The sequence below is a fragment of the Martelella radicis genome, from assembly GCF_014196625.1.
Lineage (GTDB): Bacteria > Pseudomonadota > Alphaproteobacteria > Rhizobiales > Rhizobiaceae > Martelella > Martelella radicis.
This window is the reverse complement of sequence record NZ_JACIDZ010000005.1, coordinates 104478-126217: the sequence shown is the minus strand read 5'-3', so window position 1 is coordinate 126217 and position 21740 is coordinate 104478. Positions and strand designations below refer to the sequence as shown.

Sequence of the window (21740 nt, the reverse complement as noted above, 5' to 3'; positions counted from 1 at the left end):
GACACAACTTTTAGGGAACGCTTCATTAACACGAAAGTTCCTCCGGCCTCAACCGTGAGTCTGACGTGGTGTGGACAATATGTCGCAGGCCTATGTTTTGTTTAGGCAATACCGGACCGCCTCGTCCGGTTGCCGTGTTTGCCGGGCGTTATTTGAACCCAACCACGCGGTGCGGGACGTAAGGCGCCTCAAGCCTTTCGATCTCTTCCGCCGTCAGTTTCAGCGCCAGCGCCGCCTCGGCGTCATCAAGGTGATGGGGTTTGGAGGCGCCGACGATGGGCGCCGAGATTTCCGGCTTCGACAGCACCCAGGCGAGCGCTACACGGGCCATCGGCACGCCGCGCTCATTGGCGATTGCGGCGACGGCATCGACAACCTTGCGGTCGGATTCGGCCGTGTCGGCATAAAGCGTCTTGCCGAATTCGTCTGTCTCGGAACGACCGGTGGTCGTGTCCCAGGGGCGCGTCAGGCGGCCGCGCGCCATCGGGCTCCACGGAATGACGCCGATGCCTTCGGCCGCACAAAGCGGCAGCATCTCGCGCTCTTCCTCGCGGTAGAGCAGGTTCACATAGTTCTGCATGGTCACGAATTTCGCCCAGCCATTGGCCTTCTGGGTGGCGAGCATGGTGGCGAACTGCCAAGCGTGCATGGACGAAGCGCCGATATAGCGCGCCTTGCCGGCCTTCACCACGTCATGAAGCGCCTCGAGCGTTTCCTCGATCGGCGTGCCATAGTCAAAGCGGTGGATTTGGTAGAGGTCGACGTAGTCCGTACCGAGACGGCGAAGCGAGTTGTCGATTTCCTGCATGATCGCCTTGCGCGACAGGCCCATGCCGTTCGGGCCCTGGTGCATGCGGTTCATCACCTTGGTGGCGAGCACGATCTCCTCGCGCCGGGCAAATTCCTTCAGTGCCCGGCCGACGATCTCCTCGGAAGAACCGAGCGAGTAGACATTGGCGGTGTCAAAGAAATTGATGCCGTCCTCGACCGCCTTGCGGATGAAGGGGCGGCTCTGCTCCTCCGTCAGCGACCAGGGATGGGAACCGCGTTCGGGCACGCCATAGGTCATGCAGCCGAGGCAGAGGCGGGAGACGTCGAGGCCGGTGCGGCCGAGCTTCACATATTCCATCGGGGTGTCCTTTCTGAGCAGAAACAGGCCGAGGAGGCCATTCGGCCCCGACGGCGGATCGCCGACAATCGACGCCCAAACAGGTCACTTCGTCAACCCGCTTGCCACGCCCGCCATCAGGTTTTACGACCGAAGGAGAGGTCAGCCGCTAACAATCACGGGCGGTTCCGGCCGAAATCGAGATGCCGCGTCGGCTAAACGCGAGGATCAGGGGGAAGGATGCAGGAATTTATCCGGGGGCTTGTCTCTTTCGGCGGTAGGCTCGGTCGAGGCGGTTTCGTTGGCCACGCATTGGTTGCCGGTGGGCTGTTCCTACTGGCTGCGGCCATCGGTGAAGGCGGCGACGACGCGTATATCATGTTATTGATGTTGCCGGCGCTGGTGGTCTACGCGGCAGCCGCGACCAAGCGGCTGAGGGATGCCGGTGTTGCCGGTCTCTGGCTGCCCCTTCTATCGGTGCTCTCCTTGTTTTTCAGCACGTTTTCATGGTTGCTTCTCCTCATTCCCAACAGTGCCGCCGCGCGCGCATCAAGCGGCTGGAAGCATGAGCGGCAAACCGGCCCGAAACAGGGCGGCTGGGCAGACTGGCGGCAAGCCGAACCAGGGGTGGCCAAGCAACCCAGCATCCGTGAGCGCAAGCGCGCGGTTATCGACGTAGTGGATCTGGCCAGAATGGTCTGTGCTGCCAATGCCAAAGGCCAAGCGAAGAGCCCTGCTGAACTGCGTCTCGTCTATGACTGGCTGGTTGCGTCCGGCATAAATGACAGGCTGCGGCGTGACGCTCTCAGTGATTTTGCAAAACTTGCTCATGCTCATAGCAACATCATGGGGAATTTCCTGAGCCTCAGAACCAATCCGGCCGCTTCGGTTGCGTTTCTCGCAGAAGCTTTTGCCATGCTGACCGCTCTGGTCGCGGCGAATGGTTCGACAAGCCCCGAACAACGCGAGCTTCTGGCAACAATCGCCGATGGCTTCGGGCTCAAGGTTGAACTACCACCTGCGGTCGTTGTCATTGTCTCGCTCGCGGCCAAGATCGCCAAGGCCGATGGCGTTGTTTCGCGCAGGGAGATCGCCGTAGTTGACGCTTTTTTTGTCGACGGGCTGGAGCTTTCTGCCGAGATGCGCCGCAAGGCAGTCGCTGTATTCCGCGATGCGCGCGATGACAGCGCTTCCTTTCAGTCTTACGCCAAGCGGTGCGCCGAGACCCTCGCGACACCGGAAGCCCGCGCGCTCGCATTCCAGCTGTTCGTGAGGATCGCCTCCGCCGACGGCGCGGTGACGGCGCGCGAGGCCGAAATCCTCGATCATGTCGCCGGGGTTTTCGGGATCGCTTATGAGAGCGGCCGGAGGCAGGAGGAAACGCCGTCCGGCGAGCAGAAAGGCGAGGCTTTCTACGCAGACATTCTCGGCGTTGCGCAAAATGCCGACGCAGCGACAATCAGGAATGCCTGGCGAGAAAAGATTCGCCAGAACCACCCGGACCGGGTCGCCAGCATGAGCGAGACGATCCGTCGGGTGGCGGATGAAGAGACAAAGAAACTCAACGAGGCATATGAGTTCTTCAAGGCGCGCGACCGGGCCTGATCAACTGTGCGCTGAATGGAGCAGTCTTGCAGCGTGCAGGCATGCAGGACAAAAAAGGGGCGTTCGCCAATCAAGGAAACGCCCAGTTTTGACTTTCCCGATCAGGCCTACTTCTCGGCGAAGGCCTTCTTGCCTTCCGCATCGAGGGCGGCAAACTCTTCGTCCGACAGCGTGATCTCGGCTGCCGCCACGTTTTCCTCCAGGTGCTTCACCTTGGACGTGCCGGGGATCGGCAGCATGACCGGGCTGCGCTTCAGCACCCAGGCAAGGGCGATCTGGCTCGGCGCGGCATCGTGTTTCCTGGCGATGTCATCAAGCAGCGAGCCGGGCTTGGCGAGATCGCCTGCGGCCAGCGGGAACCACGGAATGAAGCCGATATTGTGCTTTTCGCAGTAATCGAGCACGTCCTCGCTGGTGCGGTCGACCAGGTTGTAGCGGTTCTGCACGGTCGCCACGGGGAAGACCTTGCGGGCGGCTTCGATATCGGCGACGGACACCTCCGAAAGCCCGGCATGGGCGATCAGCCCTTCATCAAGAAATTCCTTGATGGCGCCGAACTGTTCGTCGGCCGGCACCTTCTTGTCGATGCGGTGAAGCTGCCAGAGGTCGATCTTCTCGACGCCCAGATTGCGCAGGCTCTTGTGCACCTGCTGGCGCAGATATTCCGGCCGACCGACCGGAAGCCAGACGCCGGGCCCGGTGCGGGTCAGCCCGCCCTTGGTCGCGACCTTGACGTCGCCATAGGGGTGCAGGGCCAGCTTGATCAGCCATTCGGAAACATCCGGTCCGTAGCTGTCTGCGGTATCGATGAAATCGACGCCCAGTTCCGGCAGCCGCTTCAGCGTGGCGATGGCGCCGTCGCGGTCGGCCGGTTCGCCCCAGACGCCGCTGCCGGTGACGCGCATCGCGCCGAAGCCGAGGCGCGTGACCTTCAGGTCGCCGCCGATCGCAAAAGTGCCTGCCTTGTCAGCACGAATTTCAGCCATGGTCTTCTCCCATTTCTGGTGGAACATCGCCGCGCGACAGGATGACCGAAGGGATCGGGGCGCGCGGCGGCAATGTCTGGAATCTACACAAGGGGAGATGGTCGGGCGGAAAGGCGGTTTCAATACGTGCGACGTTATTTCGCCTTCGACCGCCTCTGATCAATGAAGATGAAACATCTTCTTCAATTCCACCTGAACCGGCGAATTGTCCGGATTCGTCTCCATGATATCGGCCATGAAGGCCCACCAGCGTTGCGCGATCTCGGCATCCGGGATCGCATCCATCGTGTGATTGTCCGTGCGTTTCAGCACAGCGAACAGATGATGGGTCTCCTCATCCAGCCAGATCGAATAGTCGGAGACGCCGGCCTCCTTCAACAGCGTGGCGAGTTCCGGCCAGATCTCGTCATGGCGGCGCTTGTATTCCGCCGCCTGACCGGCGTTGAGGTTCATGCGGAATGCGATGGTTTCCATGTTTGTCTCCCGCTTGCGCCGTCGCTCAAACGATGCCGCCGCCCGCACCCGTGACGGCCGGGCGAACGCCGGCAACCTTCTGGCGATAGCCCGCCGCGCGATAGGTGGCGATCGGATCGACAGCGCCGCCGGCGTTTTTGCGGGCCATGGCGAGGATCGGGCCGACATCGGTGCGGAAGGCGTCCTTCAGCGTTTCCGACGCCATCATCGGGTCATTGTCGTTCTGGAAACCGGCAAGAGCCGCACGATCGACGAGAAGCGCCTGCGCATAGGCGCGGCGAACCTCGATCGCCGAGCGCATCAGGCTCTCGATCGGGTCGGTAACGTTGTGGGACTGATCGAGCATATGGGCCGGATTGAAGTTTTCCGCACCCTCGGCATCGACCAGTTCGTTGAACACCAGAAACAGGCGGAACGGATCGATCGAGCCCGTATCGAGGTCGTCATCGCCATATTTGCTGTCGTTGAAATGGAAACCGCCCAGCTTGCCGAACTGGATGAGGCGCGCGACGATCATCTCGATATTGACGTTCGGCGCATGGTGGCCGAGGTCGACGAGGCAGAAGGCCTTGGGGCCGAGTTCCTTGGCGATCAGGTAGTTGGTGCCCCAGTCCTGCACCACGGTGGAATAGAAGGCCGGTTCGAAGATCTTGTGCTCGGAAAAGATGCGCCAGTCGTCCGGCAACGCCGTGTAGATGCTCTTCATCGCCTCCAGATAGCGCTCGAACTGCTTGGTGAAATGGCTCTGGCCGGGAAAGTTCGAGCCGTCGCCGATCCACACGGTCAGCGCCTTCGAGCCGAGCGCCTTGCCGATCTCGAAACACTCGATGTTGTGGTCGATCGCCTGCTGCCGCGTGGCCGCGTCGGTGTGGGAGAGCGAGCCGTATTTGTAGGAGTGTTCCTGGCCTTCCTGATCCTGGAAGGTGTTGGAATTCATCGCGTCGAAGCCGAGGCCGAGCGCTTCGCCGCGCTGGCGCAGTTCCGAAAGATCATCGACCTTGTCCCATGGGATATGCAGCGAGACCGTCGGCGTTGCGCGCGTCAGTTGCTGGATGACGGCGCAGTCCTCCAGCTTGTCGAAGATATGGCGTGGTTCGCCGACGCCGGGGAAACGGGCAAAGCGCGTGCCGCCGGTGCCCACACCCCAGGAGGGCACGGCCACGCCGTATGCGGCGACCTTTGCCGTCACGCCATCGATGCTGACGCCGCGACGGGCGAGCTTTTCGCCAAGCGCGTTGTAATCCGTCTCGAGGTCTTTTGCCCGCTTGTCGTTTTCTGCGGAAAGCACGCCGCTGTCGATCATCTCTTCCATGATTTCCTCCCGTTGCAGGCGACAGGGCCTGCTGAATTTGTGAAAGCCGCAAGAGCCTGCAGCCACCAATCTCCCCCCTTGAGGGGGAGATGTCGCGAAAGCGACAGAGAGGGGTATCGGGCGTAAGCCGCAGATACCTTGCTCTCCGGGAGGGTTCACCCCCCTCTGCCCTGTCGGGCATCTCCCCCTCAAGGGGGGAGATTGATTCTGTCCTATGGCCTCAAATCCGACGAGCGGTCGCCTCTCTCTCCTGCGTCATGCTCGGGCTTGACCCGAGCATCCAATCCCGCCTGTCGCGAGCGGAGCCGGCGGGGCTTGAGCCGGATTTTCCCCCACGCCCGTCGCAGTGAAAGGTGCATGGATCCTCGGGTCAAGCCCGAGGATGACGCCAAGGGTGGGGAGAGGTTTACAACACCTGACGAGCCAGTGCCGCACCTCCGCAATCTGCCCGAGCCCGCCTCTTCCCATCCTACCGCGTGAACGACTGCGCGTTGCCCGCGTCCACGTTGATGATATTCCCCGTCGATTTGGCCGACATGTCGGAGGCGAGGAAGTAGATCGCTTCCGCGATATCCTCCGGGAACACCGAGCGCTTCAGCATGGACCGGTCGCGATAGTGCGCCTCCAGCTCGTCCGTCGACATCTTGTAGGCGGCGGCGCGCTGTTCCTTCCACTCGCCGGTCCAGATCTTCGAACCGCGCAGCACGGCATCCGGGTTGACGGTGTTGACGCGGATCTGGGCGGATGCGCCTTCGAGCGCGAGGCAGCGGGCCAGATGAATTTCGGCGGCCTTGGCCGTGCAATAGGCGGATGCGCCCGGCGAAGCGGCCAGACCGTTCTTCGACGAGACGAAGACGACATTGCCGCCGGCATTCTGGTAGCGGAACAGGCGGAAGGCCTCGCGCGACACCAGGAAATAGCCGGTTGCCAGAATGGCGATGTTCTTGTCCCAGAGATCGAGCGTCGTCTCTTCGATCGGCGCGGATGAGGCGAGGCCGGCATTGGAGACCAGGATATCAAGCCCGCCGAATTCCACCACAGCATCGGAGAAGCCCCTGGCGACTTCGGCCTCGTCGGTGACGTTCAGGTGCACGCCGCGCACGATGTCCTTGCTGAATACCGAGGAAAGCTCGGCCTTTGCCGTTTCAAGCGCAGCATCATCGATATCGGCCAGCACCACGCAGGCGCCTTCGCCGGCAAGGCGGAAGGCGGTGGCCTTGCCGATGCCGCCCGCGCCGCCGGTCACCAGCGCAATCTTGCCGGCAAGCGGCTTCGGCTTCGGCATGCGCTGCAGCTTGGCCTCTTCCAGGAGCCAGTATTCGATATCGAAGGCTTCCTGTTCGGAAAGGCCCTGATAGGTGGAGACAGAGGACGCGCCGCGCATGACATTGATGGCGTTGACGTAGAACTCGGCGGAAATGCGCGCCGTTGCCTTGTCCTTGGCAAAGGAGATCATGCCGACGCCCGGCACCAGATAGATCACCGCGTTCGGGTCGCGCATGCCCGGCGAATTGTCGTGCTTGCAGCGCTCGTAATAGGCGGCGTAGTCCTCGCGGTAGGCGGCAATCGCGTCCGGCAGGCCCTCGACCGTCTTGTCGATGTCCGGATTTTCCGGATCGAAATCGACGACCAGCGGGCGGATCTTGGTGCGGAGAAAATGGTCGGGGCAGGAGGTGCCAAGGGCTGCCAGTTCCTCAAGCCGGTTGGAGGCGACAAATTCCAGTACGGCGGGCTGATCGTCGAAATGGCCGAGCTTGCCCTCGGTTTCGGAAATCATGCCGCGGATCTTCGGCATCAGCTTCTCGGCAATGGCGCGGCGTTCTTCTGCCGGCAGGGTCTTCACCTTCGGGCCGCCGAAAACCGGGCCTTCGATCTTGGCGTCGAGCCAGGCCATGGCCTTGTTGATGATCTCCAGCGTGGTCTCGTAGCTTTCCTTGGCCGTATCGCCCCAGGTGAAAAGCCCATGACTTTCCAGGATCACGCCGCGCGCATTCGGATTTTCCTCACAGAACTTGCCGAGCCAGAGACCCAGTTCGTAACCGGGGCGCTTCCACGGTAGCCAGCCGATCTCGCCGCCGAAAATCTCCTCAGTCAGCGCCTTGGAATCGGCGGAAGCCGCAATGGCGATGATCGCGTCGGGGTGCATGTGGTCGACATGCTTTTTCGGCACATAGGCATGGAGCGGCGTATCGATGGAGGCCGCGCGTGCGTTCAGGTTAAAGGTGCAGTGGGGGAGGTAGCCCACCATCTCGTCCTCATGCTCGATGCCGCGATAAAGCCCCTTCAGCGCATTGAGCTTTTCCATGTAGAGGGTGGCGAAACCGTCCATCTTGATTGTGCCGACATCGCCGCCCGAGCCCTTGACCCACAGCACCTCGACCTCTCCGGCGGTCAGCGGGTCCTTTTCCATCACCTTGGCCGAGGTGTTGCCGCCGCCGTAATTGGTGATGCGTTTGTCGGAGCCCAGAAGATTGGAGCGATAGAGCAGAAGCTCGGATTCACTCATGCCGGCGGCCTTGCCGTCGTCCCACAGGTTCTCAAGCCGGGCGGCCCGGGTTTCATTCGCCATCGTTTCCTCCTTCGGGCCTCTCGGCCTGGTTCTTCCCCGGCAAAATTCATCCGAAAGTCAGGTTTGTCAATCATAAACGCTCAAGTTCGATCAAAAATGGCCTTTTCGCAGTGCAACATGACTATTTTTGATTGACACTGATAGAAATTCGCTGAACTCTGTCAAAAAGGGAGGCCCCATGCACGAGAAAGAGCGTCATCGCATCATCCTGTCAGCGGTACAGGAAAAGCCGGTTGTCACCGTGGCGGAGCTCGTCGATCTGACGGAAAGCTCCGAGGCGACGATCAGGCGCGATATCGCGGCTCTGCATGTGGCAAAGCGTCTGCGCCGGGTGCGCGGCGGGGCGGAGGCGCTCAGCCCGCCGCAATTCGTCGGCCTTGCCGGACGGCCCTTCAGCGTCAACCAGACGATGAATGCGCGGCAGAAGCAGGCAATCGCCAAGGCCGCAGTTGCACTTTGCGATGACGGCGATTCCGTCATCATCAACGGCGGCACGACCACGTTTCAGATGGTCCATCACCTCGCCAATCGCCGGCTGCAGGTCTTCACCAATTCCTTCCCGATCGCGGAGCATCTGCTGAAGCATTCGAAGAACACGGTGATGCTGTCGGGTGGCGTGATCTACCGCGAGCAGAACGTCATTCTGAGCCCCTTCGAAAATGATGTAACCCGCAATTTCTGGGCAAAGCGCATGTTCATGGGCGCGCAAGGCATCGGTCCGCTCGGCCTGATGGAGGCCGATCCGCTGCTGATCCAGGCGGAGCAGAAGCTGATCGACCAGGCTGAAGAGCTCGTGGTTCTGGTCGACTCGTCAAAATTCAAGCAGCGGTCGAGCCTGATCCTTTGCGGGCTCAAGCGGATTTCGACCGTGATTACCGATTCCGGGCTGCAGGCGTCAGACGCCCGCATGCTGGAGGAGGCCGGCGTTTCGGTGATCATCGCCGACGCGCAGGCAATGGAGGAAACCGGTTCGGGCTGAGCCTTGGAGGAGAAGAGTCAGCCTGCACCCTGTTCATCAACTGGAGGAGAAAGATGAGCATTTTGAAGAAAGTTCTCGTGGGAGCACTGCTCTCAACCGCGCTCGTTGCGCAAGGCGCGCACGCCGCCGACAAGAAGATCGCGCTGGTGGTGAAGGCGCTGGGCATCGGCTTTTTCGAGGCCGCCGCCGAAGGCGCGGAAGAGGCCGCCAAGGAAATCGGCGATGTCGAGCTGATTTACACGGGCCCGACCGATACCACCGCCGAAGGCCAGATCGACGTGATCAATTCGCTGATCGCCCAGAAGGTTGACGCCATCGCGATTTCGGCCAATGACCCGGATGCGGTGGTGCCGGCGCTGAAGCGCGCCATGCAGCGCGGCATCAAGGTCGTCTCCTGGGATTCCGGCGTCGCGCCCGATGGCCGCATGGTGCACCTGAACCCGTCGTCCAACCCGCTGATCGGCAACATGATCATCAAGCTCGCCGCCGATAATCTGCCGGATGGCGGCGAGGTCGCCGTTCTTTCCGCTTCGGCGACGGCCACGAACCAGAACACCTGGATCGAGGAAATGAACAAGGTGAAGGGCGATTATCCGGGGATCGACGTCGTCACCACGGTTTACGGCGATGACCTGTTCGACAAGTCCTATCGCGAGACCCAGGGCCTCATCCAGTCCTATCCGGATCTGAAGGCGATCATCGCGCCGACCTCCGTTGGCATCGTCGCCGCGGCCCAGGCTGTGACGGATGAAGGCAAGATCGGCGAGATCAATGTGACCGGCCTCGGCCTTCCGTCGGAAATGGCGGCTTATGTCGACAATGGCGCATCGAAATCCTTCGCCATCTGGAACCCGATCGATCTCGGCTATGCAGCCGTCATGCTGTCGAACGACCTGATCGATGGCGCGAAGGCAGAGCCGGGCGCCCAGCTTTCCATGGGCCGCCTTGGCGAATTGACGCTGGATGATGACAATGCCGGCGCCATGGCCGATCCCTTCGTCTACGACAAGTCGAACATCGACAAGTTCAAGGACATCTTCTGAGCCTCCCGGGACGGGGCTGTCGCTTGGTCACCTTGCCTTGAGTTCACATGAAACAGGGGCAGGCGGGAGCCATGCGGCAGCCCGCCGCAGCGGGCGGCTTCCTCGGCGCCGTCGGGCTTAGACCTAAATCGATCTCCCCCCTTGAGGGGGAGATGCCCCGACAGGGGCAGAGGGGGGGAACCCTATCCGGTAGCACGGAGATTGCGGCTTTTAGGGCTTGCGCCCTCTACCCCTCTCTGTCGCTTTCGCGACATCTCCCCCTCAAGGGGGGAGATTGGTGGCTGCAGCGCTTACGAGAACATCTTCCTCAACGCGCGCGGCAGCCGCGCTTGCCACAAAAAGCCCCGCCTCGCCTTCAGGCGGGACGACGAACCAACAACACGGCAGACCAAAGATGCCAGACGCACAGCAGAACGCCGCCATCGCGCTTGACGGCATCACCAAGACATTTCCCGGCGTGCGCGCCCTTTCCGAGGTGTCGCTTGCCCTTTATCCGGGCGAGGTGACGGCGCTTGTCGGCGAGAACGGCGCTGGAAAGTCGACGCTCGTGAAAATCCTGACGGGCATCTATCAGCCTGACGGCGGCGCGATCACCATGGACGGTAAAGCGGTCACCTTCCCGACGGCGGAAGCGGCCAGCGAGCACGGCGTCACGGCGATCCATCAGGAAACGGTCCTGTTCGACGCGCTGACGGTTGCCGAAAACATCTTCATCGGCCATGCGCCCACCAATCGCTTCGGCCTGATCGACTGGAAGCAGATCCACGATCGCGCCCGCGATATTCTCGACAGTATCGGCGCGCGCATCGATCCGCGCCATCGCCTCTCCGAGCTTGGCATTGCCAACCGGCATATGGTGGCCGTTGCCCGTGCGCTTTCCGTCGATGCCCGCGTCGTGATCATGGATGAGCCGACCGCAGCCTTGTCGCAAAAGGAGATCGAGGAGCTTTACGAGCTTGTCGAAAAGCTGAAGGCCGACGGCAAGGCGATCCTGTTCATCTCCCACAAATTCGACGAGATCTTCCGCATTGCCGACCGCTACACCGTCTTTCGCGACGGCGAGATGGTGGGTGAGGGGGTGATTGCGGATACGGATGAGAATGCGCTGGTGGAGCTGATGGTTGGTCGGCCGGTCGACCAGGTCTTTCCCAAGCAGGAGGTCGCCATCGGCGAGCCGGTCCTCACGGTGTCCGGCTATCGCCATCCGACCGAGTTCGAGGATATCGGGTTTTCGCTCCGGCGCGGCGAGATCCTCGGCTTTTACGGTCTTGTCGGCGCAGGCCGTTCGGAATTCATGCAGGCGCTCTTCGGCATCACCAAACCGTCAGCGGGCGCCGTGCGGATCGATGGCGAGATTGCCGTCATCCGTTCGCCCTCGGAAGCGGTGAAGCAGGGCATCGTCTATGTGCCGGAAGAGCGCGGCACGCAGGGCACGATCACCGCCATGCCGATCTTCGAAAACGTCACGCTGCCCTCGCTCGCCAAGGTCTCGCACAAGGGCTTTGTCCGCATGGCCGAGGAATTTGCGCTGGCGCGGGAATATACAGAGCGGCTGGATCTCAGGGCCGCATCGCTCGACCAGCCGGTCGGCAATCTGTCCGGCGGCAACCAGCAGAAGGTGGTGGTCGCCAAGTGGCTCGCGACCGAGCCGAAGGTGATTATTCTCGATGAGCCCACCAAGGGCATCGATATCGGGTCTAAATCCGCCGTTCATGCCTTCATGAGCGAGCTTGCGGGCAGGGGGCTTTCCATCATCATGGTCTCGTCTGAAATTCCGGAAATCCTCGGCATGTCCGACCGGGTCATCGTCATGCGCGAGGGGCGGATCGCCGCCGAGCTTGCCCGCGATGAAATGTCGGCGGAAAAACTGGTGCGCGCGGCCGCCGGCATCGGGGTGGCGGCATGATGGCGCGCATCTTCAAACATCGCGAGGCGCTGCTCTTCGTCGCCATACTGATGCTCGTTGGCGCGATCGAGTTGCGTTTTCCGGGCTTCGTCGCGCCGCGCAATCTCGTTTCGATCTATAATGACACGGCAATCCTGATCATTCTGGCGTTGGGACAAGCCGCCGTTATTCTCTCGCGCGGCATCGACCTTTCGATCGCCGCCAATCTGGCGCTGTCCGGTACCATCGCAGCGCTCCTGAACGTCGCTTTCCCGGATTTGCCGGTGATCTTTCTGCTGGTCGCCGCCGTCATCAGCGGCTCGGTGCTGGGCGCGATCAACGGACTTCTGGTCTGGCGCCTGTCGATCCCGCCCATCGTGGTGACGCTCGGCACGATGACCATCTATCGCGGCACGATCTTTCTTCTGACCGGCGGTGCCTGGGTCAATGCCCATGAGATGACCGATGCCTTCAAGGCGGTGCCGCGCGCCGTGTTTCTCGGCATTCCGGTGCTCGCCTGGTTCTCGCTCGCCGTCATCGTGGTGATGATGGCGGTGCTGATCATGACCCGGCTGGGACGCGCCTTTTATGCCGTTGGCGGCAATCCGCATGCTGCCGTCTATACCGGCATCTCGGTCGGTCGCACCCATTTCTTCGCCTATCTGATTGCCGGCGCGCTGGCCGGTCTTGCCGGTTATCTCTGGACCGCGCGCTATGCCGTTGCCTATGTCGATATCGCCAACGGCTTCGAACTCGACGTGGTCGCGGCCTGCGTCATCGGCGGCATCTCGATTGCCGGCGGTGCGGGCACGGCCATCGGCGCGGTGCTTGGCGCGCTCTTCCTCGGCATCATCAAGAATGCGCTGCCGGTCATCGATGTCTCACCCTTCTGGCAGATGGCGATTTCGGGCACGGTCATCATCATCGCGGTTGCCGTCAATGCGCGCTCCTCGCGCGTCAAGGGCCGCGTCATCCTGAAAAAAGCGGAGCATGCGCTATGAGTGTCAGCGAAACGCGCTTTGTGCCCGATCGCCTGCACGGGCGTGGTTACCGGATGGCGAGAAGCTGGGAGAGCCTGCTGATCGTCGTTGTGATCGCGATCTTCATCATCAACAGCTTCGCCTCGCCCTACTTCCTCGATGCGTGGAACCTGTCGGACGCGACCTTCAACTTCACCGAAAAGGCGCTGATCGCCTTTGCCATGGCGCTGGTGATCATATCGGGCGAGATCGACCTGTCGGTTGCCGCCATCATCGCGCTGGCGTCAACGGCCATGGGCTATGCCGCGCAACTTGGCATGGGAACGCCGGAACTGGTGGCCATCGGCCTTGGCGTCGGCCTGTTGTGCGGCGCCTTCAACGGCTTCCTGATCACCGGTCTCGGCCTGCCGTCGATCGTCGTCACCATCGGTACGATGAGCCTCTTCCGCGGGCTCTCCTATGTAGTGCTCGGGGACAAGGCCTTTACCGGTTACCCGTCGGATTTCGCCTATTTCGGCCAGGGCTATGTGTTCTGGGTCATCTCCTTCGAATTCGTGCTGTTCGCCGTCATGGCGGTGCTGTTCGGCATCCTGCTGCATCTGACGAGCTTTGGTCGCATGGTCTATGCGATCGGCAACAACGCCACCGCCGCGCGCTTCTCCGGCATCCGGGTCGGGCGGGTGAAATTTCTGCTGTTCCTGATGACCGGGGTCATGTCGGGCATGGCGGCGATCTGCCTGACCTCGCGCCTCGGCTCGACGCGGCCGTCGATCGCCTTTGGTTGGGAGCTTGAGATTGTCACCATGGTGGTGCTGGGCGGCATCAACATCCTCGGCGGCGCTGGGACCATCATCGGCGTCGTGCTGGCGGCCTTCATCATGGGTCTCGTCACCTTCGGTTTCGGGCTGATGAATGTGCCGGGTATCGTCATGTCGATCTTCATCGGTCTGCTCTTGATTGGCGTCATCGCCCTGCCTGTGCTCTATACGAGAATCGCTAGGCGGTTCAGACGGGGTGAGGTGCAATGAGGGACATCCGCAAGGTCGCGGTCATCGACATCGGCAAGACCAATGCCAAGGTCATCCTCTATGACCTCGAAGCGGCGAGCGAAATCGACACACGGTCGAAACGCAACGAGGTCACCGGTCACTCGCCCTATCCGCATTTCGAGGTGGATGATCTGTTCGACTTCATTCTGGAAGCGCTTGCCGCGTTTCAGAAGGAACATGGCGTCGATGCGATTTCCGTGACCACGCATGGCGCGACGGCGGCCCTGCTGAAGCGCGACGGAACGCTGGCGCTCCCGGTGCTCGACTACGAGCATACCGGGCCGGAGGAAACGCGCGCGGACTATGAGGAAATCCGTCCGCCCTTTGCCGAGACGGGTTCGCCGCGCCTTGCCATGGGGCTGAATATCGGCGCGCAACTCTTCTGGCAGAAGACAAAATTTCCCGACCAGTTCGCCGAAATCGACTGCGTGTTGCCCTATCCGCAATATTGGGGCTTTCGTCTAACCGGGCGGCGCGCCGGCGAGGCGACGAGCTGGGGCTGCCACACCGATCTCTGGTCGCCGCGCTCCAGGACGTTCTCCTCGCTGGTGGGCGAACTCGGTCTTTTCGGCAAGATGGGAGAGCTTGTCAAAGCCGATGACAAGCTCGGCGAAGTTCTGCCGGAAATCGCGAAGAAAACCGGCCTTGCCCCCAATTGCCCGGTCTTTGCCGGCATCCACGATTCCAACGCCTCGCTTCTGCCGCATCTCTGGTCGCGGGCGCAGCCTTTCTCCGTGGTCTCGACCGGCACCTGGGTGATTGCCATGGCCGTCGGCGGCCATCCGCCGGCGCTTGATGAAGACCGCGACACGCTGATCAATGTCAATGCCTATGGCGATCCGGTGCCCTCTGCCCGGTTCATGGGCGGGCGGGTTTTCGAGGTCGCAGCGCCTGCCGGCGATGTCGCCGTGACGGCAGATGATCGCAAGGCCCTGTTGAAGAACCGGATCATGATGATGCCGTCGGTGCTGGGGGATACCGGGCCGTTTCAGGGCATTATCGGCGGCTGGACGGTGGACGAGCATCATCTCACCCCCGGCATGCGACTTGTCGGCGTTTCCTGGTATCTGGCGCTGATGACGGCGATCTGCCTTGACCTGACCGGCGCTTCGGGACCGGTGATCGTGGAGGGGCCCTTTGCCGAAAACCACGACTATCTCTCCATGTTGTCTGCCGCCACGGGCAGGCCGGTGGAGAAAAGCCCCGGCAGCGGCACCAGTACGGGGGCAGCCGGCCTTGCCGTCGGCGGCGTCAAGCTCTCCGCCTTCAAGCCCCATCCCGAACCTATGTCCGGCCTGGTGGAACTCAACGCTTACGCGGAAATCTGGCGGGAAAGACTGCCGGAGGTGGAATGAGGCCTTTCAGGCCGCGTCATCGGGCCTGCTGATGCCATCACCCAGGAGATCCTCTACGAACCATGCGGCGAACTGGGCGCGGCCGGAGACGCCGGCCTTGGCGTAGATCCGCGTCAACTGGGCGCGGACAGTGCCCTGGGCTGCGCCGCGCAGGCGGGCGATCTCCGAGATATCAAGTCCCTTCAGCGCCAGAAGCCCGACTTCGCGTTCGGCGGGCGTCAGACCCCAGTCGTCGAACTGCGCGTCGATGATGCGGATGAAATCGCCGCGCGCGGTATCGAGCGCGCGCTCCTGAGCATACATGCGTTCCAGTGTGAGCCGGAGCTGCCAGCCGGCAAGGAAAATGCCGGCGACCAGCGTGACGGCGATCAGCGCCTCGATGATCGAATGGGCGCCGGGCGGCTTTTCAAACAGGTCACGGGTCGCATCGGCGACGAAAAACACGGCGGCGACGGCCTGCATCAGCATGAACGCCGCAAGGGCGATCGTCTGTGATCGCCCTTGCTTTCGTGTTTCCGGCCTGTTCGTCATTTCGGCGGACCCTTGATCATCGGGCGGACAAGGTTTCGGCGAAGCGCGTGGCTTTCGACCGCGACGCCCGCGACATGAATGAGCGCCAGAATGAGCATCAGGTTTGCGGCGGTTTCATGGACCCCCTTGACGATGTCGCTCTGGGCAAGACTGCCGCCACTATCGCTCTCGGAGCCGGAGATCACAAGGGCCGACCAGTCGCCCTGTTCCACGGCCGCCCGTTCCTCCGCGATCGTGATCGGGCTCTTGGCGTCGGTCATGATCAGTCCGGTGGCAATCACGATCGCAAGCATCGCCCACAGCGCGTAGACCATCATGGCCCCTGCGGGATTGTGCGACGGATACTCGCGCGGCTTGCCCCGGATGACCGAGAAGAGATGCGAGACGGCGGCCTTCGGATCCGGCGGAAAGGCAGAGAACCGCGCCTCGCGGGGACCGAGCAGCCCCCATCCGAGCCGGATCGCCAGGACCGACATGGCGATCCAGCCGACCCAGACATGGACCGTGCTTCCCGGCGCGGACAAAAGCCCGTTGATGATCACGGCCGCCGCAATCGTCCAGTGGCTGATCCTGACCAGCGGGTCCCAGGGATCGGGAGGGGCGATATCCGCCCCTCGCTCTGCTGTCGAGCGTCTGGACATGTCAGTCCTTTCCGGAAATCTTCTTCACCGCGCCGGAGGCCGGATCGATATAGATTTCCCACATCTTGTTGGACTGATCGGTGCACTTGGCTTCGATCATGCCGCCTTCGGCCTCGAATGCCCTGACGGAACAGCCGGCCTTTTCCAGAGCAGCGGTGGCATCCTTCGGGTTGGTGCCGACGACGTCGCCGACGGCGGGCATGGCGAAGGCGGAAAGCGGAGCGGCGAGGGCGATGGCGGTGAGGATTGCGATGCGTTTCATGTCTTCTCCTGTTCGGTTGGACCGCTTCGATGGCGGCAGGAGCGATCTGATGCATCGCACGGATCATCGTCCATGGCGCAAGTGCTGAAGAGCGGGCGCATAAGCGGCTGCTTATGGCCTGGAGCGTCCTGCGTCCATTCGGCCGCACAAAGCACGGTGCGCTAGAAACTCGACCGGATAATGAGTTCCGGCGTAACCAGATCGTGCCGCGTGCCGGTGCGTCCCTTGATGCGGGTGAGAAGCTGGTCGGCGGCGATCCTGCCGAGTTCCTGTGGTTTCTGGTCCATGCTCGAAAGCTCGACAAGCGGCAGGGCCGATGAGGCCGTGTTATCGTAGCTGACAAGACCGAGGTCGCCGGGAACCTTGAGCCCGCTCTTGCGGGCGAGGTTGATCAGCGGCACGCCGTGAATGTCGCTCCAGCAGAAGAAGGCTTCCGGCATCTCTTCCCTCCGTTCGAGCATTGCCCTCAGGTCCGGATAGATATTGTCCGGCTGTTCGGAGACGCGAACGACCCGCGCTCTGTCGGAGAGGCCGGCATCCGCCATTGCGCTGCGATAGCCCTTTTCGCGCTCGTACCAGACCTGGCCTTCCTTTTCGATCCGCGCGGAAAGACAGAGCATGGCGATGTCGCGGTAGCCCCTGGCAAGCATTGCTTCCGTGGCCTTCCGGCCGCCGGCGAAATCATCGGAGTTGACGGTATCGAAGGCCGTCTCGGCGCTTTCATGATGGCCGATCACCGTCACCGGCACCTGGCGCGCAACGGTGTCGAGCACATCCTGGCTGATTCTGGGCGCGATCATCAGCAGACCGTCGATACGCATGTCGATCATTGATTCGATCAGCGAGGTTTCGACATGGGTGCGCGCCTCACCGACGCCGACCAGCGTGTTGTATCCGGCCTTGCCCATGACCCGCTTGAAGCCGGCGACCAGCGAGGGCAGGAAAGGGTTCTCCATGTTGATCAGCAGAACGCCGATGGTGAAGGTTCGTCCCCGCATGCCGCGCGCGGCCGTGCTCGGGCGGTAGCCGAGGCGCTCTATCGAGGCCATCACGTTTTCGCGCAGGGCATCGCTGACGCCATAGGCATTGCGCAACACCTTCGAGACGGCGGCTACCGATACGCCTGCATCGGCCGCCACAGTTCGAATTGTCACGCGATTTGTACGCACTGGCTTGTCCATGAATGCCCTTCCGGAAGCAAGGATAACCGAAAAATGATTCCTTGGGTCTTGCATAGCAGAAAATTTTGTAGAACAGTATACGTAGAACGGTACACAAAATCCGTTTTGAGGGAGGAGTACTATGAATATCGCATCCCGGTCCCCCAAGGCCGAGAGCAGAAGAGGGCTCACGCACCGCTCCTGGCAGGCTGAGATGATTGCCCCGAGCGTGGATGAGGGCGAAGGCAAGCGCGCCAGCTTCGTGGCGTCTTCCTTTGCTGTCGAAGCCGGAGCCGGGCCGAAACTCTTCATCTCTGCGCTTGGTCTCTACCGCGCCTTCGTCAACGGGCAGCGTGTGGGAGATGATCTCCTGACGCCCGGCTGGACCTGCTACGACGACCGTGTTGCCTATCAGTGCTACGACCTCTCCGATCTCGTCCATGAGGGCGAGAACCGGATCGAGATCTGGCTGGGGATGGCTGGTACCGTTCGCCGATGATGTCGCGCGACAAGTCGACCCCGAATATCTGGGGTACCCGCATCGCGGCGATCGCGGAGATCGTTGATGGCGACAAGGTGATCGCGGCGACGGACAGGTCCTGGAAGAGCGGCCTTTCGGCTGTGACTCGCTCCGGCATCTATTATGGCGAGGACTATGACGCCCGGCTCGAGGCACTCGAGGAAACCGGTGGCGTCGAGGCGCTCGATTTCGACACCGGCAAGCTGGTGGCACATGAGGCCGAGCCTGTCAGAGAATTCGAGCATATCAAGCCGGTCGAAACCTGGCAGGATGAAGAGGGTCGCGCCGTCTGTGACTTCGGCCAGAATATCGGTGGTTTCGTTCGCCTGACGGTGCGCGGCGCGGCTGGTGCCTCCGTGCTGGTCGAAAATTCGGAGGTGCTTGGCCCCGACCGCGAATTCGACAACCGCAATTATCGCAGCGCCCGCGGCGCACTCAGCTACACCCTCAAGGGGGATGGCGAGGAAATCTATGCGCCGCTCTTCACCTTCATGGGTTTCCGTTATGCACGGTTGACGATTTCCGGCGATGCCGAGCTTGTTTCGGTCGAGGCCGTACCGATCTCCTCGATCACCGAGGTTGCCGGCGGCTTCACCTCGGGCGTTCCGGCGGTCGACCGGCTGGTTCAAAATACGCTCTGGTCGCTGCGCGCCAATTTCATCGAGGTGCCGACCGACTGCCCGCAGCGCGACGAGCGCATGGGCTGGACCGGTGACGCCCAGGTTTTTGCCGGCACAGCCTGCTGGATGGGCGATGTCGATCTGTTCCTGCGCAAATATCTGCGCGATGTCATCCATGATCAGCGCGAGGATGGCGCGGTCTCGCATTTCTCGCCTGATCCGACGCGGCTGACGGCGCAGCCGGGCGATGGTGAATGGGCCGGCTCCACCGGCTGGGGCGATGTCGTCGTCATCATCCCCTGGTGCCTCTATCTCCATTATGGTGACCGGGATGTCTTGACCGAGAGCTTCCCGGCCATGGTCAGATGGGTGGATTATCTCTGGGGCATTTCCAACGGCCCGATCGTCCATCCCAATCCGGTCTGGCCGGAAAACGGCTTCACCTTTGGCGACTGGCTGCAGCCCGTCGGCGACAACCGCAAGCCGCGGCCGACGATCGGCGAGGATTGCGCTGCGACGATCTATCATTTCATCTCCACCGAACTGACCGCGCGCATTGCCGGCCTCATCGGCGAGGAGGCGGAGCAGAAGCGTCTTGCGGCGCGGGCGGAGGAAATCCGCGAGGCATTTGTGCGTGAATATTTCAGCGCTTCCGGACGTCTGGCGCACAATGACCAGACCTCCTACGCGCTCGCCTTCCTCTATGACCTCGTGCCCGAGGAACATTTTGAGGCGGCGAAGACCTATTTCCGCCGGGTGATCGAGAGCGACAACTATCTGATCGGAACCGGTTTTATCGGCACGCCGGCGCTGCTGCCGGCGCTCTCCAAGATCGGCATGAGTGATCTTGCCGAGAAGATGTTTCTCAACCGCAAGGTGCCGGGCTGGCTCTACCAGGTGGAACGCGGCGCGACCACGATCTGGGAGCGCTGGGATGCGATCGGCGAGGATGGCGTCATCTACGAGCCGTCGATGAACAGCTACAACCACTATGCCTATGGCGCCGTCTGCCAATGGCTTTTCGAGGCGGTCGGCGGCATTTCGCCGACGGCGGAAAAACCGGGCTTCGATCTGGTCGAGGTCGCGCCGAAAGTGCTGCCGGCGCTCGGTCATGCCGAAATGTGGCATGACTGCCGCCATGGCAGGATCGAGGCCGGCTGGCAGATCAACAATGACCGCGTGTCCTACCGGGTAACATTGCCGGAAGGCTGCGAGGGACTAATTCCGGCAGGGCTTTACGCTTCGCTCAAGGTGGACGGAAAGCCTGCCGAAATGGCGGAGGACGGGCTCATGCTCGGCTCCGGCACGCATGAGCTCGAGTTCGACCTCGGGTAAACGGAAATTCATTCCAGGGAGGAGAGAATGAAACTTCACATGCTCAGAACAACCGCGCTTGCTGCTCTTGCAACGGCAGCAGCGGGTCAGGTGTCGGCCGAGGAACTTTCCGTTCTGGTCGGCAGCAATCCGGATACGGTGGCGATCGCCGAGGCGTTGACCGCTGCCTATACGGAAAAGAACCCCGACGTGACCTTCGAAATCGAAACGCGTCCGGGCGGCAGCGAAGGCGACAACATCGTCAAGACCCGGCTTGCCACCGGCGAGATGGCCGACATTTTCGAGCACAATTCCGGCTCTTTGATGCAGGCGCTGCGGCCGAGCCGCACCATGGTGCCGCTCAATGACCTGCCGAATATGGAAAACCTGCTCGAAAGCTATACGGCAACCGTCAGCGACAGCGAAGGCAATATCTACGGCGTGCCGTGGAACATGGCGGTCGGCGGCGGCATTCTCTACCACCGCCCGACCTATGAAACGCTTGGCCTCGAAATCCCCAAGACCTGGGACGAGTATATGGCCAACAATGCGCGCATTGCCGAGGAGACGGACAAGACGCCGATCATCCAGACCTACCGTGATACCTGGACGTCGCAGATCCCGGTTCTGGCGGACTATTACAATGTCCAGGCGGAAAATCCGGACTTTGCCGAGAAGTTCACCAACAACGAAGCGAAATTCGCGACCACGGAAGCCGCGACCAAGAGCTTCCTGCGTCTGCAGCAGGGCTATGAATCCGGCTATTACAACGAGGATTTCGGCGCGGCGAGCTATAATGACGGGCTGGAGATGCTGGCAACCGGCGAGGGCGTGCACTACCCGATGCTGACGGTCGGCTATGGCGCGATCAAGCAGAACCATCCCGAATTGCTCGATGACATCGGCATTTTCGCGCAACCGGCGATGACCCGGACAAGAACGGCCTGACCGTCTGGATCCCGGATTCCTATTACATCCCGCAAAGCAGCGACAAGCAGGAGCTTGCCAAGGAGTTCCTCAACTTCGTCGCCTCGCCGGAAGCCTGCGACGTGATCGTCAACACGGTCGGCGCCAATGGTCCCTTCGTCGTCAAGGGCTGCGAACTGCCAGATGACGTGATGCCTGGCGTTGCTGAAATGCTACCCTATTTTGAAGAGGACGGCAGGACCGCGCCGGCGCTCGAATTCCTGTCCCCGGTCAAGGGGCCCGGTCTTGAGCAGATCACGGTCGAGGTCGGCTCCGGCATCCGCGATGCGCAGAGCGGCGCCGAGCTTTACGATCGCGACGTCGAAAAGCAGGCCAAGCAGCTTCGTCTGCCGAACTGGTAAGAAGGCGACCGGAGACATC

At 61.8% G+C, this 21740-nt stretch carries 16 protein-coding genes and 2 pseudogenes; 9 read left to right on the top strand and 9 right to left on the bottom strand.

All coding sequences use genetic code 11. The features are described from left to right. Positions 1–148: 148 nt before the first annotated feature. Positions 149–1129: an aldo/keto reductase gene (locus GGR30_RS09350; protein WP_183485347.1), complete on the bottom strand. Its 981-nt coding sequence runs from the start codon at positions 1127–1129 to the stop codon at positions 149–151. A 219-nt stretch (positions 1130–1348) separates the two neighbouring features. Here GGR30_RS09350 and GGR30_RS09345 point away from each other — a divergent pair, with 219 nt between their 5' ends. Next, positions 1349–2713 (top strand): TerB family tellurite resistance protein, encoded by a 1365-nt coding sequence (locus tag GGR30_RS09345; protein ID WP_183485345.1) that lies wholly within the window; start codon positions 1349–1351, stop codon positions 2711–2713. Between the two features lie 107 nt (positions 2714–2820). Here GGR30_RS09345 and GGR30_RS09340 read toward each other — a convergent pair whose 3' ends face one another. From GGR30_RS09340 to GGR30_RS09325, 4 genes are all read right to left on the bottom strand, one after another. After that, positions 2821–3699 carry an aldo/keto reductase gene (locus GGR30_RS09340; RefSeq protein ID WP_183485341.1) on the bottom strand — a complete coding sequence of 293 codons (879 nt, stop codon included), beginning with the start codon at positions 3697–3699 and terminating at the stop codon, positions 2821–2823. A 159-nt stretch (positions 3700–3858) separates the two neighbouring features. Further along, positions 3859–4173 carry an L-rhamnose mutarotase gene (gene rhaM / locus GGR30_RS09335; RefSeq protein WP_183485337.1) on the bottom strand — a complete coding sequence of 105 codons (315 nt, stop codon included), beginning with the start codon at positions 4171–4173 and terminating at the stop codon, positions 3859–3861. 25 nt (positions 4174–4198) lie between these two features. Continuing rightward, a complete protein-coding gene (gene rhaI / locus GGR30_RS09330) occupies positions 4199–5485 on the bottom strand; it encodes an L-rhamnose catabolism isomerase (protein WP_183485334.1) in 1287 nt (428 codons plus the stop codon). A 469-nt stretch (positions 5486–5954) separates the two neighbouring features. Next, positions 5955–8054: a bifunctional rhamnulose-1-phosphate aldolase/short-chain dehydrogenase gene (locus GGR30_RS09325; protein WP_183485330.1), complete on the bottom strand. Its 2100-nt coding sequence runs from the start codon at positions 8052–8054 to the stop codon at positions 5955–5957. A gap of 178 nt (positions 8055–8232) precedes the next feature. Here GGR30_RS09325 and GGR30_RS09320 point away from each other — a divergent pair, with 178 nt between their 5' ends. From GGR30_RS09320 to GGR30_RS09295, 6 genes are all read left to right on the top strand, one after another. Beyond that, positions 8233–9033 carry a DeoR/GlpR family DNA-binding transcription regulator gene (locus tag GGR30_RS09320; protein ID WP_183485327.1) on the top strand — a complete coding sequence of 267 codons (801 nt, stop codon included), beginning with the start codon at positions 8233–8235 and terminating at the stop codon, positions 9031–9033. Between the two features lie 53 nt (positions 9034–9086). Next, on the top strand, positions 9087–10076 hold the full coding sequence (gene rhaS, locus GGR30_RS09315) for a rhamnose ABC transporter substrate-binding protein (RefSeq protein WP_183485324.1): 990 nt from the start codon (positions 9087–9089) through the stop codon (positions 10074–10076). A gap of 394 nt (positions 10077–10470) precedes the next feature. Beyond that, positions 10471–11982: a sugar ABC transporter ATP-binding protein gene (locus GGR30_RS09310; RefSeq protein WP_183485321.1), complete on the top strand. Its 1512-nt coding sequence runs from the start codon at positions 10471–10473 to the stop codon at positions 11980–11982. Continuing rightward, on the top strand, positions 11979–12962 hold the full coding sequence (locus tag GGR30_RS09305; RefSeq protein WP_183485318.1) for an ABC transporter permease: 984 nt from the start codon (positions 11979–11981) through the stop codon (positions 12960–12962). The genes GGR30_RS09310 and GGR30_RS09305 overlap by 4 nt, the downstream gene beginning before the upstream one ends. Continuing rightward, positions 12959–13969, top strand: a complete 1011-nt coding sequence (locus GGR30_RS09300; RefSeq protein ID WP_183485315.1) for an ABC transporter permease — start codon at positions 12959–12961, stop codon at positions 13967–13969. Before GGR30_RS09305 ends, GGR30_RS09300 begins: the two co-directional genes overlap by 4 nt. Continuing rightward, entirely contained in the window at positions 13966–15345 is a 1380-nt protein-coding gene (locus GGR30_RS09295; RefSeq protein ID WP_183485312.1) for an FGGY-family carbohydrate kinase, read from the top strand. The genes GGR30_RS09300 and GGR30_RS09295 overlap by 4 nt, the downstream gene beginning before the upstream one ends. Before the next feature lie 6 nt (positions 15346–15351). On the opposite strand, the gene GGR30_RS09290 is transcribed toward GGR30_RS09295, so the two are convergent. The 4 genes from GGR30_RS09290 to GGR30_RS09275 form a co-directional block, all read right to left on the bottom strand. After that, positions 15352–15876, bottom strand: coding sequence for a helix-turn-helix transcriptional regulator (locus GGR30_RS09290; RefSeq protein ID WP_183485309.1), 525 nt, complete (start codon positions 15874–15876; stop codon positions 15352–15354). Further along, positions 15873–16517, bottom strand: a complete 645-nt coding sequence (locus GGR30_RS09285; RefSeq protein WP_183485306.1) for a cytochrome b/b6 domain-containing protein — start codon at positions 16515–16517, stop codon at positions 15873–15875. Before GGR30_RS09285 ends, GGR30_RS09290 begins: the two co-directional genes overlap by 4 nt. 1 nt (position 16518) lies before the next feature. Then, the gene (locus tag GGR30_RS09280; RefSeq protein WP_138748838.1) at positions 16519–16779 is read right to left on the bottom strand and encodes a PepSY domain-containing protein; all 261 of its coding nucleotides are present in this window, start codon (positions 16777–16779) and stop codon (positions 16519–16521) included. A gap of 161 nt (positions 16780–16940) precedes the next feature. Continuing rightward, positions 16941–17960: a LacI family DNA-binding transcriptional regulator gene (locus GGR30_RS09275; protein ID WP_183485303.1), complete on the bottom strand. Its 1020-nt coding sequence runs from the start codon at positions 17958–17960 to the stop codon at positions 16941–16943. Positions 17961–18081: 121 nt separating this feature from the next. Between GGR30_RS09275 and GGR30_RS09270 the strand changes: the two are divergent. Both GGR30_RS09270 and GGR30_RS09265 read left to right on the top strand, forming a co-directional pair. Next, a pseudogene (locus tag GGR30_RS09270) lies at positions 18082–20414 on the top strand (family 78 glycoside hydrolase catalytic domain). A 27-nt stretch (positions 20415–20441) separates the two neighbouring features. Continuing rightward, positions 20442–21721: pseudogene (locus tag GGR30_RS09265) on the top strand (ABC transporter substrate-binding protein). The last annotated feature ends 19 nt before the right edge of the window (positions 21722–21740 follow it).